Annotated in this window: 20 protein-coding genes and 1 tRNA gene; 14 read left to right on the top strand and 7 right to left on the bottom strand. The window is 64.5% G+C overall.

What is annotated here, in order from left to right:
• Nucleotides 1–59: 59 nt before the first annotated feature.
• From grpE to U1R88_RS12015, 3 genes are all read right to left on the bottom strand, one after another.
• Complete coding sequence (gene grpE / locus U1R88_RS12005; protein WP_322431448.1) at nt 60–713, bottom strand: nucleotide exchange factor GrpE; 654 nt, start codon at nt 711–713, stop codon at nt 60–62.
• 98 nt (nt 714–811) lie between these two features.
• The gene (cmk, locus tag U1R88_RS12010) at nt 812–1435 is read right to left on the bottom strand and encodes a (d)CMP kinase (RefSeq protein WP_322431449.1); all 624 of its coding nucleotides are present in this window, start codon (nt 1433–1435) and stop codon (nt 812–814) included.
• A gap of 22 nt (nt 1436–1457) precedes the next feature.
• Nucleotides 1458–2165, bottom strand: coding sequence for a 3-phosphoshikimate 1-carboxyvinyltransferase (locus tag U1R88_RS12015; RefSeq protein WP_322431450.1), 708 nt, complete (start codon nt 2163–2165; stop codon nt 1458–1460).
• A 340-nt stretch (nt 2166–2505) separates the two neighbouring features.
• Between U1R88_RS12015 and U1R88_RS12020 the strand changes: the two genes are divergently transcribed.
• The 4 genes from U1R88_RS12020 to U1R88_RS12035 all read left to right on the top strand — a co-directional run bounded on the left by U1R88_RS12020 (nt 2506) and on the right by U1R88_RS12035 (nt 4227).
• On the top strand, nt 2506–2904 hold the full coding sequence (locus U1R88_RS12020; protein WP_322431451.1) for a TIGR02300 family protein: 399 nt from the start codon (nt 2506–2508) through the stop codon (nt 2902–2904).
• A 187-nt stretch (nt 2905–3091) separates the two neighbouring features.
• Nucleotides 3092–3167, top strand: a tRNA-Ala gene (locus U1R88_RS12025).
• Between the two features lie 293 nt (nt 3168–3460).
• Nucleotides 3461–3760, top strand: coding sequence for a hypothetical protein (locus U1R88_RS12030; RefSeq protein ID WP_322431452.1), 300 nt, complete (start codon nt 3461–3463; stop codon nt 3758–3760).
• Nucleotides 3761–3969: 209 nt separating this feature from the next.
• On the top strand, nt 3970–4227 hold the full coding sequence (locus U1R88_RS12035) for a GlsB/YeaQ/YmgE family stress response membrane protein (RefSeq protein WP_322431453.1): 258 nt from the start codon (nt 3970–3972) through the stop codon (nt 4225–4227).
• A 178-nt stretch (nt 4228–4405) separates the two neighbouring features.
• On the opposite strand, the gene U1R88_RS12040 is transcribed toward U1R88_RS12035, so the two are convergent.
• The 4 genes from U1R88_RS12040 to U1R88_RS12055 all read right to left on the bottom strand — a co-directional run bounded on the left by U1R88_RS12040 (nt 4406) and on the right by U1R88_RS12055 (nt 8711).
• Nucleotides 4406–5353, bottom strand: coding sequence for a tagatose kinase (locus tag U1R88_RS12040; RefSeq protein WP_322431454.1), 948 nt, complete (start codon nt 5351–5353; stop codon nt 4406–4408).
• Between the two features lie 44 nt (nt 5354–5397).
• A complete protein-coding gene (locus U1R88_RS12045; protein ID WP_322431455.1) occupies nt 5398–6624 on the bottom strand; it encodes an ROK family transcriptional regulator in 1227 nt (408 codons plus the stop codon).
• 187 nt (nt 6625–6811) lie between these two features.
• Entirely contained in the window at nt 6812–7696 is an 885-nt protein-coding gene (locus U1R88_RS12050) for a sugar phosphate isomerase/epimerase family protein (RefSeq protein ID WP_322431456.1), read from the bottom strand.
• 139 nt (nt 7697–7835) lie between these two features.
• Nucleotides 7836–8711 (bottom strand): LysR family transcriptional regulator, encoded by an 876-nt coding sequence (locus tag U1R88_RS12055; protein WP_322431457.1) that lies wholly within the window; start codon nt 8709–8711, stop codon nt 7836–7838.
• 196 nt (nt 8712–8907) lie between these two features.
• On the opposite strand from U1R88_RS12055, the gene metB reads away from it, so the two are divergent.
• The 10 genes from metB to U1R88_RS12105 all read left to right on the top strand — a co-directional run bounded on the left by metB (nt 8908) and on the right by U1R88_RS12105 (nt 17424).
• Nucleotides 8908–10101 (top strand): cystathionine gamma-synthase, encoded by a 1194-nt coding sequence (metB, locus tag U1R88_RS12060; RefSeq protein ID WP_322431458.1) that lies wholly within the window; start codon nt 8908–8910, stop codon nt 10099–10101.
• Between the two features lie 31 nt (nt 10102–10132).
• Complete coding sequence (locus tag U1R88_RS12065) at nt 10133–10831, top strand: 5-formyltetrahydrofolate cyclo-ligase (RefSeq protein WP_322431459.1); 699 nt, start codon at nt 10133–10135, stop codon at nt 10829–10831.
• A gap of 97 nt (nt 10832–10928) precedes the next feature.
• Entirely contained in the window at nt 10929–11603 is a 675-nt protein-coding gene (locus tag U1R88_RS12070; protein WP_322431460.1) for an RNA polymerase sigma factor, read from the top strand.
• Between the two features lie 69 nt (nt 11604–11672).
• Entirely contained in the window at nt 11673–12197 is a 525-nt protein-coding gene (locus tag U1R88_RS12075) for a DUF4142 domain-containing protein (RefSeq protein ID WP_425545414.1), read from the top strand.
• On the top strand, nt 12194–12541 hold the full coding sequence (locus U1R88_RS12080; protein WP_322431461.1) for a cupredoxin domain-containing protein: 348 nt from the start codon (nt 12194–12196) through the stop codon (nt 12539–12541). Before U1R88_RS12075 ends, U1R88_RS12080 begins: the two co-directional genes overlap by 4 nt.
• Nucleotides 12542–12754: 213 nt before the next feature.
• On the top strand, nt 12755–13663 hold the full coding sequence (gene cysD / locus U1R88_RS12085; RefSeq protein ID WP_322431462.1) for a sulfate adenylyltransferase subunit CysD: 909 nt from the start codon (nt 12755–12757) through the stop codon (nt 13661–13663).
• Nucleotides 13663–15582 carry a sulfate adenylyltransferase subunit CysN gene (cysN, locus tag U1R88_RS12090; protein ID WP_425545415.1) on the top strand — a complete coding sequence of 640 codons (1920 nt, stop codon included), beginning with the start codon at nt 13663–13665 and terminating at the stop codon, nt 15580–15582. Before cysD ends, cysN begins: the two co-directional genes overlap by 1 nt.
• 157 nt (nt 15583–15739) lie before the next feature.
• Nucleotides 15740–16165, top strand: a complete 426-nt coding sequence (locus U1R88_RS12095) for a DUF805 domain-containing protein (RefSeq protein ID WP_322431463.1) — start codon at nt 15740–15742, stop codon at nt 16163–16165.
• Nucleotides 16166–16330: 165 nt separating this feature from the next.
• Nucleotides 16331–16741, top strand: a complete 411-nt coding sequence (locus tag U1R88_RS12100; RefSeq protein ID WP_322431464.1) for a DUF805 domain-containing protein — start codon at nt 16331–16333, stop codon at nt 16739–16741.
• A 272-nt stretch (nt 16742–17013) separates the two neighbouring features.
• Nucleotides 17014–17424 (top strand): DUF805 domain-containing protein, encoded by a 411-nt coding sequence (locus U1R88_RS12105; protein WP_322431465.1) that lies wholly within the window; start codon nt 17014–17016, stop codon nt 17422–17424.
• Nucleotides 17425–17571 lie beyond the last annotated feature (147 nt).

Genomic DNA, 17571 nt, shown 5'->3' on the forward strand with positions numbered 1-17571 from the left:
GCGTTTCTTACCCTCCCCCTCCAGGGGAGGGTAAAACGCACTCCATACGTCGCCGTCGATCAGGCCTGCTTTTCGGCTTCGGCCGCCACCGGCTTCGGGCCGCCGCGGGCGACACCGACCATGGCCGGGCGCAGCACGCGCGAGCCGATCGAATAGCCGACCTGCACCACCTGGGCCACGGTGCCGTTGGGCACGGAGGGATCGGGCACCTCAAACATCGCCTGATGGAAGTTGGGATCGAAGCGTTCGCCCTTGGGGTCGAGCTTCTTGACGCCGTGCTTTTCGAGCGAGCGCAGCATTTCCTTTTCGGTGAGCTCGACGCCCTGCATCAAGGCCTTGACGGCATCGTCGCTCTCGCGTGCTTCGGCGGGGACGCTCGCCAGGGCACGTTCCATATTGTCGGCGACGCCGAGCATGTCGCCGGCGAATTTGGCGATGGCATATTGGCGCGCATCGTTGAGTTCGCGCTCGCCGCGGCGGCGCACATTCTCGACCTCGGCCAGGGTACGCAGCAGGCGATCCTTCAGCTCGGCATTCTCGGCCTGCAGCTTGCTGAGGACCTCGAAGGCTTCGTCGTTCGCCGCGGTCTGGTCGGCGCCGGCCTGTTCGCCACCAACCTGGCCCGTGCTGTCGGCCGTCGGCGCCGCCGTGGCGGCCGCCTCGGCCGCAGGGCGGGTCTCGGTTTCGGCTGCGGGTTTGGTCTTGCTGGTCATTTCACCTTTTCCAACTCATGTTCGGCCGGGATATCAGCGTCCTGGCCGATAAAATCAAGGGTTGATGCTGCGAGCAACCTCAATCCGCCCATTTTGAGTCAACGCCGATGGCGCTCGACCAGCGCCAGGGCGGCGGCGAAGGCGCTCTCGACATCGAGGGCGGTGGTGTCGAGCACATGGGAGTCGGGCGCTGGCTTCAGGGGAGCGTCGGCGCGGCCGGCGTCACGGGCATCGCGCTTGCGGATATCGGCGAGCACCGATTCGAAAGGGGGGGCATCGCCGCGCTTCACGAGCTCGAGATGGCGCCGGCGTGCCCGGATCTCGGCATCGGCTGTGACGAAGATCTTCACCTCGGCGCCGGGCGCGATCACCGTGCCGATGTCGCGGCCGTCAAGCACGGCCCCGCCGCGCTGATGGGCGAAGCGCCGCTGCAGATCGAGCAGGGCCTTGCGCACCTTGGGGTGGGCGGCGACCACGGAAGCCGCTTCGCCCATTTCCCGGCCGCGCAGCCGGTTCTCGTCGAGGCTGGCGACGTCGAGCCCGTCGGCGATCTCGGCGGTGGCGTCCGCATCCTCGAGATCGAGGCCACCATCGATGGCGGCCCGCCCGACGGCGCGATAGAGCAGGCCGGTGTCGAGATGGGGTAGGCCGAGATGGGCGGCGAGGCGCTTGGCCAGGGTACCCTTTCCGGAGGCGGCGGGGCCATCAATGGCGATGATCATGACGAGGCACCAGGATTACACATCAGCGGGAGTAAGGCGGTGTTTCCGCCGGCAGGGTGACGACCGCGGGCCGGAGCGTGGGGCGGCCTTGCAGCACGATACGGTGTCCGGAACCCTCGGGTGATGTGGCGACAGCCGCCCCGAAAAGCGGGAGCAGGTACCCGGCTGCCTCTCCGGCCCCTCGCGGTGCGATGACGCTGGTCTCGCCGGGCGCGTTGAGGCCGGCGAGCAGCACGGCCGAGGTTATCAGATCCGGCGTTACCGGTGACGAGGTGTCGCCATCGGGCACGCGCCAGAGGATCGGCACCGCGTCGACGGCGCCGCGTAGGGTCAGGGGCAGGCGCGTGCCCTCGGCCGAGGTGACGATCTCGGCGCCCATCCGCATCAGGGGCGCCAAGGCAGGCGTTATGGCACAGGCCCGCACTGCGGGCTCACCATCGAAACTGGCCGTGACGCCATGGCCTGCGACAACGCCCATCATCAGGACTGCGGCTGCCAGGGATCCTCCCAAATCGAGGCTACCTTCCGGGGAGAGCAGGCCGCCGACCCCGACGCCGTGAATGCGCCAGCTTCCCGCTCCGGCGCGCTCGATCGCCGCACCCAGCCTGCGGCAGGCTTCGGCCGTTGCCAGAATGCCATCGCTTTCGGGAAGGGTCTCGATGCGCGTCTCGCCCACGCTGAGGAGGCCGAGGATGATGGTAAGCAGACGGGCCGTATCGTCGCACGTCACCCGGGTCGCCTGAGCCGGCCCGGAGGACCGGCGCGCGGGAAGCGGAGCGGCTTGGGGGGGCGATGCGAGCAAGGAACGGCTCCGGACGGGCGGAAGAAATGTGCGGCAAGGCAGAATGCCGGTGGCGGGACTCTTGCTCCCGCATGAGCGAACCTCCCAGTCCACCCGGACACACGCCCTAGCATGGATGGCCCGGAGGGCAAAGCCGGCGGTGGGAGGAAATCTTGATTCAACCCCTTGCCAGATCGCGAAAAAACGCCATCTTTGCGATTCTGATTGACATGGGGCCTTCTAGTCTGTAGCGGCCTCGCACTTCGATTTCCGACATAAGGTACACGCCGTGGCCAGACCCGAACTTGGCACGAAACGCGTCTGTCCGACGACTGGGCGCAAATTCTACGATTTGAACAAGGATCCGATCATCTCGCCCTATACCGGCCAGGTGGTCACCATTGCAGCACCGCTCCTGCGCGGTGGCCGTCCGGACGTGGTCGCTCCGCGCGCCGCCGATCAGACCGAGGACGACAACGATCTCGATCAGAACACGGACGCCGAACTGATCAGCCTCGAAGAAGCCGATGACGAGACGAGTGCCGCCAAGGCCGTGGTCGGCGACGACGACATCGATGTCGAGGATGATCCGGTCTCCGACGACACCTTCCTCGAGGAAGACGAGGACGAGAATGACGACGTCACCGATCTGATCGGCGACGGCATCGAGGACGACGAGGAAAGCTGAGGCTCGCAACGGGCCCCTTCAGGGACGCGGAACCCGCCAGGAGCCGCGTCTTTTCCTCAATCGAAAGATTTTACAAAATTTCTTCACAAGACGTCTTGCATCGGGCCGCGAAACGTGACAAACGAGCGGCCCGTCGGCGGTGACGCCGAGGGACACCGAAGCAGCTCCCAGGCCGCTTCGCAAAAGTGGGGTCATAGCTCAGCTGGGAGAGCGCTACAATGGCATTGTAGAGGTCGGCGGTTCGATCCCGCCTGGCTCCACCACTTCTTCTCGGTCTTCAACGACAGAAGTCAGGTTCCACCAAGCCCGCCGGCATCGAGCGGGCTTTTTTATTGCGCGACGAAAGCACCCCGAAGGATTACATTGCCTGTGTCCTGGCGAACGCCTAGGGTTCGAGGGCATTCCGTTCGGTTATCTCGCATGCCGGTGGATCATCTCAGCTCGACTGCTGCTTGCCGAGGGCCGCTTTGCCCGGTGTTTCGTAGGCGATAGCCCGGATGAGCGGGATCAGTGAAGATAACCGAGGCAAGAGATGCCAAGCAAAGGGAGATAAAGCATGCGCTTTTCACTCAAGGCCTTGTTCGCTGTCGTCATGATGCTCGGCGGACTGGCTGTCACCTCGACGCCGTCTTCGGCGCTGCCGGTGGCGCCGGTCGAGCGGGCGGCCCCCATGGCGAACACCCTGGAAGGCACGGCCCAGGCCCAGCAGGTCCAGTATTATTACTACCGGCCACGCTACTACCGCCCCCGCTACTACCGGCCCTACCGGTACTACCGCCCCTATCGGCGCTATTATCGGCCGCGCTACTACTATTACCGGCCCTATTATCACCGCCGGTACTATTACGGCTATTGAGCCCATGGGCTTCGTCGTCGGGGGGCCCGCTCGCCGGGCCTCCTGATTCGACACGGAACCATGACCCGATCCATGCGTTCTCACCCCGGGACCAGCAGGGTCCCGCCTTGGTGCCATAGCGCCTTGCGGAACCGGCGTCCCTGTCGGCATTCGCAGGAATATGCCGTCAGCGGGCATGCTTGGCGCCAAGTCTGACAAAGGGGGGCAGTATGGAGAATCCGCAAGTGGGTTGGATCGGAGCCATCATCATCGGTGGCCTCGCGGGGTGGCTGGCCGAAATGTTCATGAAGAGCAATATGGGCGTCCTCATGAACATCATCCTCGGCATCGTCGGTGCGGCCGTTGCCAATCTGGTGCTGGGTATGTTTAGCGTGGTGCTCGGTGGCTGGATTGGTTATCTCATCGCCGGATTCATCGGAGCCTGTATCCTGATCGCGCTCGGAAGAATGCTGAAACGGTCCGCCTGAGGCGTCGGCGGCTGGCGCTCAGCTGTCACGGGGAACCGGTGCGGGGCACGGCCCAGCCAGCGAACGCTGCTGGAGAACCCGGCCGGGCCGTGGCAGGGCGAGAGAGAAGCCCGATGCCCGGCCATGCTATCTTTGGCTTGTGACAGTTTCGTAACAAGCGTGGCGGCGACGCCCGGCTTCAAGGGCTGCCGGCTTGCGCCATAAAGTGGTCGAGCTCGATGAAGCCAGCGCTTCCTTCCATCGGCCCCTGCACGGTCACGGTGTGGGCGCCGGCGGCATTGGCATAGCGCAGGGCCTCCGCAACCGGCTTTCCGAACCGGCGTGCCACCAGAAATGTCGCGCCAAAGCAGTCGCCCGCACCGGTCGGGTCAATTTCGGTCACCGCAAAGCCGGGCATGTCGGTGCGGCCCTCCCGGCTGAAATGGCTGGCTCCGCCGGCGCCGCGTTTCAGCACGATCTCCTTGACGCCCGCCGCCAGCAGGCCCGCCACCGCCTTGTCCTCGTCGCTCTCGCCGGAGAACAGTGACAACTCCTCGCCTGAGGGCAGGAAGAGATCGGTCGCTGCCAGCACGGTATGGAAGATCGCCTTGCTGCCGTCCCGCAGCGTCTCACGCCGGATGTTGGGGTCGAAGGAGACGGTGCCGCCGCGTGCCTTGAGCCCCGGCAGGGTCTTCAGGATCATGTCGGCGACCGCCGGCACCGGCAGTCCGGATCCCATGATGTGGAGATGGCCTGCTTCGGCAAGCACCGCCTCGGCCTCGGGCGTGGCGGCGATGCGCCCGGCGGCGCTGTCGCGCATGTTGTAGACGAAGGCACGGCCGCCATCCGGCCGGTAGCGCACGAAGGCGCTGCCGGTGGCCGCTCCCGCATGCACGGCCACGGCCGAGACGTCGACACCGTCGCGCCGCAGGCGCTCGAGGTTCAGCGTGCCGAAATCGTCGTCGCCCACGGCCGAGACGATCGCGGCGGGATGGCCGAGCTTGCCGACCTGGTCGATGAAGATTGCCGGCGCGCCGCTCGGAAAAGGACCGACCAGGGGTTGCGGCTCCAGGAAGCCGTTGCCGGTGGTGGTCGCCATGATCTCCACCAGGATCTCGCCGATGGTGACGATCTTGCCTGCAAGCATGGGAGGTTCCTCGATATCTGAGAAAAGGAGAGCGAGCCTAGGGCCTAGCTCTGGAACAGCGTGATCGGCTGTTCGCTGGCATAGATCGCGCTTTCGTCGATGGAGAACATGCGCTGATGCATCAGGAGGGCGCCGCCAAGGGCGGGGCCTTCGACGCCGAGGCCGGAAACCTCGATGCGCGGCAGCGGAAAGCCCTCGAGCAGTTCACGCTGCATGGCCTCGCTCACCTCGGTGGCGACATGAGGAAAGACCGCTGCGACAGAGCCGCCGAGGATGATCAGGCCGGGGTTGAGCACGCTGGTGACCTGGATCAGGCCGGCGGCGAGACGCTCGCCCCAAACCCGTGCTGTGGCGATCGCCGCCTCTTCTCCCCGCGCAAGACCTTGCAGCAGCCTGTCGAGATCGGCTTCGCCGCCCCGGATGCGATAGAAGCCGAGAATGGCGTCCTTGCCGATATAGCTTTCCAGATGGCCCGGCTTGGAGCGGCCGGCCGGGGCACTGTCGCCGCCGAGCACGATCTGGCCGAATTCGCCGGCAAAGCCCGCCGAGCCGCGCAACAGGCGGCCACCGATGACGATGCCACCGCCGGCACCGTTCTCGATCAGCAGGAAGGCTACGGTCTCCGAGCGATGCGTGGTGTCGCGATAGGTCTCGGCGATGGCGAAGGCATTGGCGTCGTTCTCGATCGAAATGGCGGGATCGAGCGAGGGGAAACGCCGCTTCAATCGATCGGTGACCATCTCCTTCAGCTTCACGTCGCGCCAGCCGAGCATGAGCCCGTTGATCACGGTGCCGTCAGAGGCGAGCAGGGCCGGCAGGGTAACGCACAGGCCGCGCAGGCGCTCAGGCCGGTCGAGGCTGTCGACGGCTTGCGCGATGAGCGCCACCATGCGGTCGATGCCGGCCTCCGAGGTTTCGCGATAGGTCGGGAAGGGCAAGGTGAGGCGCAGGATCTCCTTGGCCAGCATGTCGATGACGACAACGGTGAGCCGGTCGACGCCGATCTCCGCGCCCAGGAAGCTGGCGCCGGCAGGATCGATCTGCACCCGGATGCCGGGGCGGCCGGTCTTGCCGGCATTCTCGCTGCGCGGTTCGTCGCGGCGCTCGACCGCAAGGCCCTCCGTCATCAGGCCGGTGATGATATTGCCGGTGGTCGAACGGTTGAGGCCGAGCGCCCGGGCGAGGTCGGCCCGGCTCATGCCGGCGTCGCGGAACAGGGCATTGAGAGCCCTGATTTCATTGAGATGACGGACGGTTTGCGGCGTTGCCAAGATGGGGAGATCCGCTCGGAGGGGAGGGGGAGACTACAATGTCTTGCGACTCGATGGAATCGTCAAACCGCGCAAAGACACGTCGAAACAACGTGTTAGAACGGCGCTGTTCCGGTGGGTTCCATGAATGGTATGCGATGCAGACGGCCTGGACGAGCGCTGGAGAAGGCTGCGTTCCAAGCCATCTTCACGGTGTGCGGGCCGTCTCGGCCTTGCGTCGGGCTTCGGCGTAGCGATCGTCGATGAAGGCCTTGGCACGCTGGGCGAGCTCGACATTGTCGGTCCAGGTGTTGCGCCAGATCGCGCAGATGATCGAAAGGTCTTCGTCGACCACTTCGGAGGAAAAGCTCTCGAAGGTGATCCAGTCGTCATAGCCGCTGGCGACGAGGGCGTCGAAAATGGCGGGGAAGTTGATCACGCCCGAGCCGAGATAGCCGCGATTGCTTTCGCCGATGTGGAAATAGCCGAGCTTGTCGCCGGCGAGCCGGATGGCCTGCACGGGATCTGCTTCCTCGATGTTCATGTGGAAGGTGTCGAGATGCAGGAAGATGTTGTCCGAACCGGTGTCCTGGATGAAGGCGAGGCCCTGCGCGGTGGTGTTGAGCAGGTTGGTCTCGAAGCGGTTGACGATTTCAAGATTGAGGCTGACGCCGGCCTGTTTGGCCTTGTCGGCCAAGCGGGACAGCGTGGCGACGCTGTTGTCCCAGCCCTTGCGCGTCGGCAGGCTGCGATATTTGGTATGGGCCGAGAAGATGATGCCGCCGAGCTTGTGGCCGCCCAGATCGCGCGTGATGGCGACCGCATCGGCGAGGATCTCCTCGCCCCGGCGCACCACGGCCGTGTCCTCGCTCGAAATATCGCCTTCCAGCGGCAAGCCCATGGTGACGGTCACGGCGAGATCATAGTCCTTGAGGCGCCGCGCCAGCCAGGACACATCGAATTTGCGGGGGTCGAGACGGGGAAATTCGATCAGCTTGTAGCCGAGGCGATGCGACTTTTCCATCGCGCCTTCGAGATCCTGCTGCGTGGTGCCGCCCGTCCATACGAAGGAATGAATGCCGAGTTTGTCCATGGTAGATCCTGCCCTGTTGCGCCGGCCGGGTTCCGTCCGGAACGTGCCGGCTCGATCATGCTTTTTGGTCTTATTTTGTTGTGAGTAGCAGCAAACTGGCTTCCATTCAAGCAAGGCCGCCCGTCTCTTCTCGACGGCCCTATCCGATGGTCGTCACGCCCAGTCCCGGCCGCTCGGCGCGGGCGGCAACGAAACGAAGGCCCTCGCGCGCCCGATGAAGGGCGGGGTTGTCCCGCCGGGCGGCATGGAGCGCATAGATCGAATGGGAGAAGGCCGGCGCCCCCTTTACCAGCCGCAGGCGCCCATCGGCGAGGAAGGGCGTGACCGCGCCGGCGCGAAAATAGCCCGAGCCTCCCACCGAGAGAATGTGGGTCAACGCCAGGGGACCGAGCGAAATTGCCAGGGGGGCGGCGGCGAAATCGGGAAAGGCGGCGCGGTGGTTGAGGGCGAAAGCCGGTCCCCAATCGACCTGGATGTAGCTGTCCCGATCCACCGTGCCGTCGGTGGCGGTCGTCACCAGCACCAGTTGTTCCTCCACCACCAACTCGGCGACGATATCGCGATATTGCGGCGGGTTGTAGAGCGTGACCAGATCGAGCGAGCCTTCCCTGACGCGCTCGACCAGCCGGGATGGCGTATCGACCTCGACGCGCAAAGCGACGCGCGGGCATTCGCGGTGCATCCAGGCCAGCCAGTCGGCGAGCAGGGGATGCCAGAGGCTGAGCTCGCCGCCCAGGCTGATGCCCTCCTCCCGCCCGGGCGGCAGCGCCACCTCCTGCCGGGCGCGTTCCCAGACCTGAACCAGGGCGGCGGCGGGCCCGACGAAGCGCTCGCCGGCCGGCGTGAGCCGGGCTCCGGCCTTGTTGCGGACGAAAAGACGGCGGCCGATCTGCTGCTCAAGGGCCCGGATGCGCGCGCTGACCGCCGTCTGCGTCAGATTGAGGCGCTCGGCCGCGGCGGCGAAGCTGCCATTCTGCGCAATTTCCAGGAAGGTTCGTGCAAGCCCGATATCCATGAAAATAAGATTATGGATATTGCATTGAACTGCAATAACAATGCGTTTGTCTGAGGTCATTTCCGATGCCACAACTCCAGGACGACCGGATGCCGGCAGTACCGATCCGCCGCGCGGCGGGGTGTCGGCCCGGTATCAGGCCCGGCAGAAGCAAGACGCGTTTCGATCGAGGCGCGGTGGTATCGAGTGAAATGGCATGACGGACGACAGGTCTCCCGAAACGATTGCCGCCAGCAACGGCATGGCGGCCGACAAGGCCTTCCGCGCGGTGGCTCCGCCTCTCTACCTTGCCAGCTCCTATGCCTTTGGCGGCTTCGAACAGGCCGGCACCTACGAATATGGGCGTACGCGCAACCCGACGCGTGACCAGCTTGCCGAGACGCTGGCGGCGCTGGAAGGGGGGGCCGGTGCCGTGGTTGTCGCCAGCGGCATGGCGGCGGTCGACCTGGTGCTGTCGCGCCTCAATCCCCGCCAGACCATCCTGGCGCCGCATGACTGCTATGGCGGCACGCAACGCCTCCTGGCCATGCGGGCCAACAAGGGCCAGTTCAACCTCGCTTTGGTCGATCAGACCGACGAGAACGCACTCGATGCCGCCCTGGCCCGGCGTCCTGCCCTGGTGCTGGTCGAAAGCCCCAGCAATCCGCTGATGCGCGTCGTCGACATCGCCGCCATCGCCGGCAAGGCCCGTAGGGTGGGGGCAGCGCTTGCTGTCGACAACACCTTCCTCTCGCCGGCACTGCAGAAACCGATCGGCCTCGGCGCCGATTTCGTCATCCACTCCACCACCAAATATCTGAACGGCCATTCCGACGTGATTGGCGGCGCAGTCGTGGCTGCCAGGGCCGAGGACGTCACGGAGCTGGCTTTCTGGGCCAATATGATCGGTGTCACCGGTTCGCCCTTCGATGCCTATCAGACGCTGCGCGGCATCCGCACCCTGTTTCCGCGCATCGAGCACCAGCAGCGTTCGGCGGGCGCGATCGCGGCGTTCCTGGCCGGCCATGACGGCGTTGCCGCCGTGTATTATCCGGGTCTGACGGGCCATCCCGGCCACGAGATCGCCCGGCGGCAGCAGGCTGGTTTCGGCGCCATGCTCAGTTTCGAGATCGCCGGCGGCCCCCTGGCCGTCAAGCGCTTCGTCGAGGCCGTCAGGGTGTTCACCCTCGCCGAGTCGCTCGGCGGCGTCGAAAGCCTGGTTGCCCATCCCGCCACCATGACCCATCTCGGCATGGGTGAGGCCGCGCGGGCAGCCGCGGGAATCAAGGACAGCCTGCTGCGGCTTTCGGTAGGGCTGGAGGGCGAAGGCGACCTGCTGGCCGATCTCGCCCAGGCGCTGGACGCCGCTCGCCAGCCTGAGACTGGCCGGCAGCGGGCGTTTGGGACATGATAGCCGTACCTTCGATCAGGGAGCCGATGCCATGATGGAAGCCGATCGCGACGATGCCGACGAGGCTACGCATTCCTTCGCGTCGTCAGCCTGCTTCGCCCATGAGGTCGAGGGCGGCCAGCTCGATGCCGCCGCGCAGGTGCAGGTCGAGCGCCGCGCTGAGATCATGGCCTGGCGCAAGGGCGAGCGGGCCCGGCTGATTGCCGAGCGGCTGGCTATGCCTGTCGATCTGAGAACCGAGAAGGCCCTGGCCATCGCCGGGCATCTCGATAGCGTCGTCGGCGATGTCGCCGGGCGGGTGGTGAGCTTCTACTGGCCGTTGCGGGGCGAACCCAACCTGCGCGACTGGGCCGAGGCACTCGCTGCGCGGGGGGCGATCACGGCACTGCCCCTGGTGGTGGAAAGGAACACGCCGCTGGTGTTCCGCACCTGGCGGCAGGGCGAGAAACTGGTCAAGGGCTTCTGGAACATCCCGGTGCCGGAGGGCGGGCGGAAAGTGGTGCCCGACATCTGCCTGGCGCCGGTGGTCGGCCATGATGCCCGCGGCTTCCGGCTCGGTTATGGCGGCGGCTATTTCGACCGCACGCTGGCAAGCCTGCCGGCGAGCGTAGTGGCGATCGGCGTCGGCTATGCCGAGGCGGCGATCCGTACCATCCACCCCCTGGCGCACGATATCCCGCTCGACGCCATCGTTACGGATCGGGGCGTACGGCGCTACCCCAGCGATTGAAGACAGGCGCCCGTTCGGTGGGAAGCGGCGATTTCATCGGGAACCTTTGGAGGCGGGACGCATCCAATCACGCGTCCCTGACGAGGTATCGATTCCGATGTCCCATCCCGGTTTGCAGATTCATCCGGTCGACGACCTGATCGACAGGGCGATCCGGCGTGAGCCCGAGGCCATCCGCACGATTACGACGCAGCACAATCGCCGTCTCTATCGGATCGCCCGCAGCATCCTGCGTGACGACGACGAGGCGGAGGAAGCCTTGCAGGCCGCTTATATGCGAGCCTTTGCGGGGCTGCCGGCCTTTCGCCGCGATTCCAGCCTGGCGACCTGGCTGACGCGTATCGTCATGAACGAGGCGCTCGGCCGCGTACGGGCAAGGCGTCCTGCCATCGGGATCGAGACGGGCAGGGCCCTCCTGGCCGGCGAGGTGATCCCCTTCCCAATCCAGGCCGTGGCGGCCGATCCGGAGCGGACCATGGCCCAGAGACAGATCCAGTCCCTGCTGGAAATGGCGATCGACGAGTTGCCGACGATCTACCGGGTCGTCCTGATGGCACGGGTGGTCGAGGAGATGAGCCTGGAGGAGACGGCGGCATTGCTCGGCCTCAGGCCCGAAACGGTGAAGACGCGCCTGCACCGGGCGCGCCGCCTGTTGCGCGAGGCACTGGAGCGGCAGGCCGGCCCGCATCTGATGGACGCCTTCCCGTTCGATGGCTGGCGCTGCGAACGCATGACGCGAGCCGTGATCGAAAAAATTCTGTCCAATCCCTGAAGCGGCGGGAACCAGGTCGCGGCGCTGGCATCCAATCTCCTGCAAACGTCTACGCACAGGAGAAATGCCATGTTGATTGCGAGGCTTGCGGGAACAGCAGCCGTTCTCGCCATTCTGATCGCCGGCGCGCCGGCCCGGGCCGGCGGCCTTACCGATCCGCAGATCGCCCATATCGCCTACACGGCGGGCGTGCTGGACATCGAGACAGCCAGGCTTGCGCTGAAGAAATCGAAGAACAAGGAGGTCGTCGCCTTCGCCCGGAGCATGGTCCATGACCATGAAGCCGTGAACGGCAAGGCGCTGGCCCTGGTCAAGAAGCTGAAGGTCACGCCCGAAGACAACGATGTCAGCAAGGGCCTGGTCAGCCAGGCCGAAGCCAGGCGCGCCAGCCTTGCTGCCCTCGAGGGACCGGCCTTCGACAAGGCCTATGCGGACAATGAGATCGGCTATCACAAGACCGTCAATGCCGCCCTTGCCGATACGCTCATTCCAGCGGCCGGCAATGCCGAGCTCAAGAGCCTGCTGCAGACCGGGCTCAAGATCTTCCAGGGCCATGAACTGCATGCCGAACATCTGGCGGGCGCGCTGAAATGAGGCGCCACTCCAAGGCAGGAGCATCGCGCCGTGCCGTGCTCGGCATTGCAGCCGGCATGATACTCCTCTGGGGCGGAACGGCACGCGCCGCCACGATCGCGATCACGGTCAGCGATCTTGCCTTCGAGCCTGCCGTCGTCGAAGCCCGAGTCGGCGACGTCATCGAATGGCGGAACGCCGATTTCGTCGACCACACTGCGACAGACCGTAGCGGGCGATGGGACGTCGCCTTGCCGGAGGGAAAGAGCGGGAGCATCCCTGTGACTAGGCCTGGTGTGATGTCCTATTTCTGCCGGTTTCATCCGCAAATGACCGGCATTATCCGGGTGAAGCCGAAGCTGTGACGGCCAGACAGTGCCGGCAAAAGCGCCGGCATTGTCTTTTCTCCCCCTACGGGCGAGAGGCGGGCCTCGCCTTGCAGCCTGGCTCCCGCGGTGACATGCTGGGCTGCTGCCTATTCTCCGCGCAAGAAACGCACTTGCGCCGGCAGCCCTGGCATTCTATGTAAAATGCCCTAATTACACATTTTCCAATGTGAAAAGGGCCCATAGGCGCCAATGTCCCGCACCCTCTCCCCTCATCTCAAGCGGCTCGAAGCCGAGTCGATCGGGATCATCCGCGAAGTCGCGGCCGAATTCGCCAATCCGGTGATGCTCTATTCCATCGGCAAGGATTCGGGGGTGATGTTGCATCTGGCCCTGAAGGCGTTCTATCCCTCCAAGCTGCCTTTCCCGCTGCTCCATGTCGACACGACCTGGAAATTCAAGGACATGATCTCGTTCCGCGACGAGATCGCCAAGCGCTACGGGCTCGACCTGATCGTGCACATCAACCAGGACGGTGTCGAGCGCGGCATCAACCCGATCACCTCCGGTTCCTCCCTGCACACCCAGGTGATGAAGACGGAGGGGCTGCGCCAGGCCCTCGACAAATACAAGTTCGACGCAGCCTTCGGCGGAGCCCGCCGCGACGAGGAGAAGAGCCGCGCCAAGGAGCGCATCTTCTCCTTCCGCACCGCCAACCACACCTGGGACCCACGCAACCAGCGCCCGGAATTGTGGTCGCTCTACAACACCAAGATCCGGCAGGGCGAATCGATCCGCGTCTTCCCGCTGTCGAACTGGACCGAGCTCGACATCTGGCAATATATCTTGGAAGAGGACATTCCGATCGTGCCGCTCTACCTCGCCAAGGAGCGCCCGGTGGTGTTTCGGTCGGGCACCATGCTGATGGTCGATGACGAGCGCCTGCCGCTGGAGCCCGGCGAGGCTCCTCAGATGCGCCGCGTCCGCTTCCGCACGCTCGGCTGCTATCCCTTGTCCGGCGCCATCGATTCCGAGGCGACATCGGTCGCCGACATCGTGCGCGAGATGCTGACCGCCCGCACCTCCGAGCGCCAGGGCCGCCTGATCGACAATGACGAGTCGGCCTCGATGGAAAAGAAGAAGCGCGAGGGCTATTTCTGATGAACGCTGCTGCCCCCCAGACCCAGCTCTCGCTCGCCGAAATGCTCAAGCCCCGCGAAAAGGGGCTGTTGCGTTTCCTCACCTGCGGCTCGGTCGATGACGGCAAGTCGACCCTGATCGGCCGGCTCCTCTATGATTCCAAGCTGATCTTCGAGGACCAGCTTGCCACGCTGGAAAAGGATTCCAAGCGCCACGGCACCACGGGCGAGGACATCGACTTCGCCCTGCTGGTCGACGGGCTGGAGGCCGAACGCGAGCAGGGCATCACCATCGATGTCGCCTATCGCTTCTTCTCCACCGCCAAGCGCTCCTTCATCGTGGCCGACACGCCCGGCCACGAGCAATATACCCGCAACATGGCGACCGGCGCTTCCACCGCCGATCTCGCCGTCTTGATGATCGATGCCCGCAAGGGCGTGCTGGTGCAGACCAAGCGCCATGCCACCATCTGCTCGCTGCTCGGCATCCGCCACATCGTGGTCGCGGTCAACAAGATCGACCTGGTGGATTATGATCGTGTCGTCTTCGAGAAGATCGTCCACGATATTCTGGCTTTCACCGCCAATCTCGATTTCACCTCGGTAACCCTGATTCCGATCTCCGCGCGCTTCGGCGAGAACGTCTCGATGCGCTCGACCCATATGGACTGGTATCACGGACCGATCCTGATCGAGCATCTGGAGACGATCGACGTCGCGTCCGACGCCGTAAAGAAACCTTTCCGCTTCCCGGTGCAATGGGTGAACCGGCCCAATCTGGATTTCCGCGGCTTTTCCGGCACGGTCGCCTCCGGCGCCATTCGTTCGGGCGACAGCGTCACGGTGGCGGCGTCGGGCAAGACCTCGGTGGTCACGCGCATCGTCACCCAGGACGGCGACCTCGAGGAGGCCGTTGCCGGCGATGCGGTGACCCTCACGCTCGCCGACGAGATCGATGCCGCGCGCGGCGACGTGTTCTCCCGCACCACCGAACGGCCCGATGTCACCGACCAGTTTGCCGCCCACCTGATCTGGATGTCGGAGGACGCCCTGCTGCCGGGCCGCTCCTACATGCTGCGCATCGGCACCAAGTTCGCACCGGCGACCATCACCTCGATCAAGCACAAGATCGACGTCAACACACAGGAGCATCTGGCGGCTCGTACGCTGCAACTCAACGAGATCGGCGTCGTCAATGTGGCGACCGGCGTGCCGGTGGCGATCGACTCCTATGTCGACAACCGCGAGACCGGCGCCTTCATCCTGATCGACCGCGCTACCAACCAGACCGCGGCCGCCGGCATGATCGATTTCGCCTTGCGCCGGGCCACCAACATCCACCGCCAGTCGCTCACAATCGACAAGCTCGCTCGTTCAGCGCTCAAGCACCAGAAGGCGGCGATCGTCTGGTTCACCGGCCTGTCGGGCTCGGGCAAGTCCACGATCGCCAATCTGGTCGAGGCCGAGCTTGCCCATGCCGGCCATCACACCATGCTGCTCGACGGCGACAATGTACGCCACGGCCTCAACCGCGACCTCGGCTTTTCCGACGCCGACCGCGTCGAGAACATCCGCCGCGTCGGCGAGGTGGCCAAGCTGTTCGTCGAGAGCGGCACCATCGTACTGTGCTCCTTCATCTCGCCCTTCGAGGCGGAGCGCGCCCTCGTCCGCTCCCTGGTGGAACTCGGCGAGTTCGTCGAGGTCTTCGTGGACACCCCGATCGAGGATTGCATCAAGCGCGATCCCAAGGGCCTCTACGCCAAGGCCCTGGCGGGCGAGATCAAGCACTTCACCGGCGTCAGCAGCCCCTATGAACGGCCTGAGAATGCCGAGATCGTGCTGAAGACCGTCGGCGAAAAGCCCCGGGCGCTGGCCGAAGCCGTGGTGAAGGCCCTGCGCGAGCGCGGCCTGCTCGACCACCAGGACGATTGGGGGCTGTAATCTATTTTCGAATTGGCGCTGGTGCCGGATACCGCCGCGATCTAGCATAGGCTGGCTCATCGTGATGAGATTCTCACATGAGGAGCCGGCCCGTATCGGGCCGGCCCGGGGATCCGGCAAGGCGTTGTCGGGCCGGCAGCGTTGGTTATGAGGCGTGATGGCTGGTTTGTTTTCCTTCAAGGGCCGCATCGGCCGGCACGCCTACCTTCTCGTTACGGTACCATTGGCCTTCGTTTATCTGGTCTGGGTTGCCTGGTGGCTGTTCGCCACCTCCAGCTTCGACGACGAGGGGCCTGCCAAGATTTTCCGCATGAGTGCTATCGGCTGGGTCGTCTGCGCTTGGCCCTATCTGGCCGCCGGCTTCAAGCGTTGTCATGACCGCGGTAAATCCGGCCTGTGGTATGTTGGCTGGACTGCGGGCTGCCTCGGTTTCTGGATCGCGGCGATCATAGTTCAGCCCTGGCTGGCCTGGCTGGGCAACCTCATCGCGCTGTGGACGCTGGTCGAGATGGGGTTCATCAGGGGAACGCCGGGCCCCAACCGCTTCGGCCCACCCGCCGACGAATGGCCCCCGCAAGCATAGATCCTCGCGATTTGACGGAATTGCTGCCGGGCAGGCGGGGCGCCGAAATCTCTCCCACTACAGGTTGCAGGCAGTTGGCGCTGTATGGCTCCAAGTGTATCCTGACCGGGAAACGCTAGGCGCGACGAATGCAACATGGCACAGGCCGGTGCAAATGATGGCGGCATGACCGTCGGGCGAATGTTGCTCAGCCCGAGAGGACGCATTCCTCGCTTCGACGCCCTGTTCGCCTATGCCTGCCTGTGCATGATGTTCGCGGCGGCTGCCTTCGTCTGGGGCGGATGGGTGTTCGCCTATTACCGCCGCGATCCGGCAGCGGCGTTGCAGGTGATGCCCTGGCTTCCGCTCGGTGGGCTCAGCCTGTTGGCGGGCTGGATGGGCTTCTGCATCTTGGCCAAGCGCTGCCATGATCGCGACCATTCAGCCTGGTTCCTGCTGATCGGACTGATCCCGCTTGCCAATCTCTGGCTGCTGGTCGACCTGTTTTTCTGGCGCGGTACCCGCGCTGCCTATCGCTTCGGCCCCGAACCGGAAGGCATGGCCAGCCAATGGCGGGCAGCAAATGAGGATCGTTGAAGTCAAACCGACGGCCAAGGTCCAGGAATGCTGGAGAGGTTTCCAGCCTATGGTCTGGAACGCCAAGGTGAGATGAAGACTATGGTTTGTATTGCGACAGTTTGCTGAATTGTAAAATATTCCCAATCCGAGCGCTTAGCCCGCTGTTCTTCTGTCACGCCGGAAACACGCTTCTCCATTGATCGGGATTGATGCCTTGTTTTCAATCGGCCGCACTGATAGGCCGGCAGCATTGAAATCGCATGAGCTTGTGATCAAGGGGGTTGAGCGCGATGAATGAACCGACGCTTGTGGAGAAATTGTTCAGTTTTCAGGGCCGGCTGCGTCGCAGCAATTACTGGATCTATCATCTCCTGCAATGGGTCGCCCTGTGTGTCATCGTGGGAATCTTCTATGGCCTGGCGCTGACCGTTACGCCGGACAATCCGCTGATCTATGTGCTGGGCGTGATCGGTGTCGTGCTCTATGTCGGCTTTGTCTGGTCCGGGCTTTCCATCGGGGTTCGCCGCTGCCATGACCGCAATAGGAGCGGCTGGTTTCTGCTGGTCAGCTTCATTCCCCTCGTCGGCGCCATCTGGGTTCTCATCGAACTCGGCTTCCTCGACGGCACCCAGGGTCCCAACCAATATGGTCCCTCGCCCAAGGGCATCGGCGGCAACGAAGTTGCCGGCGTGTTTTCCTGAACAGCAAAGGGGCCGAACCCGTTCGGCCCCTGGTTTTCGGCGCTGGAGTGTTTTGCCCTGAAGCATCGTGCCGAAAAGTGGAGGCCGATTTTCGGCACGATGCGACAACAATAACCTATGGCATCAGATCTGATTCCGAAATCGGAT

The organism is Labrys sedimenti (assembly GCF_034424805.1).
GTDB lineage: Bacteria > Pseudomonadota > Alphaproteobacteria > Rhizobiales > Labraceae > Labrys > Labrys sedimenti.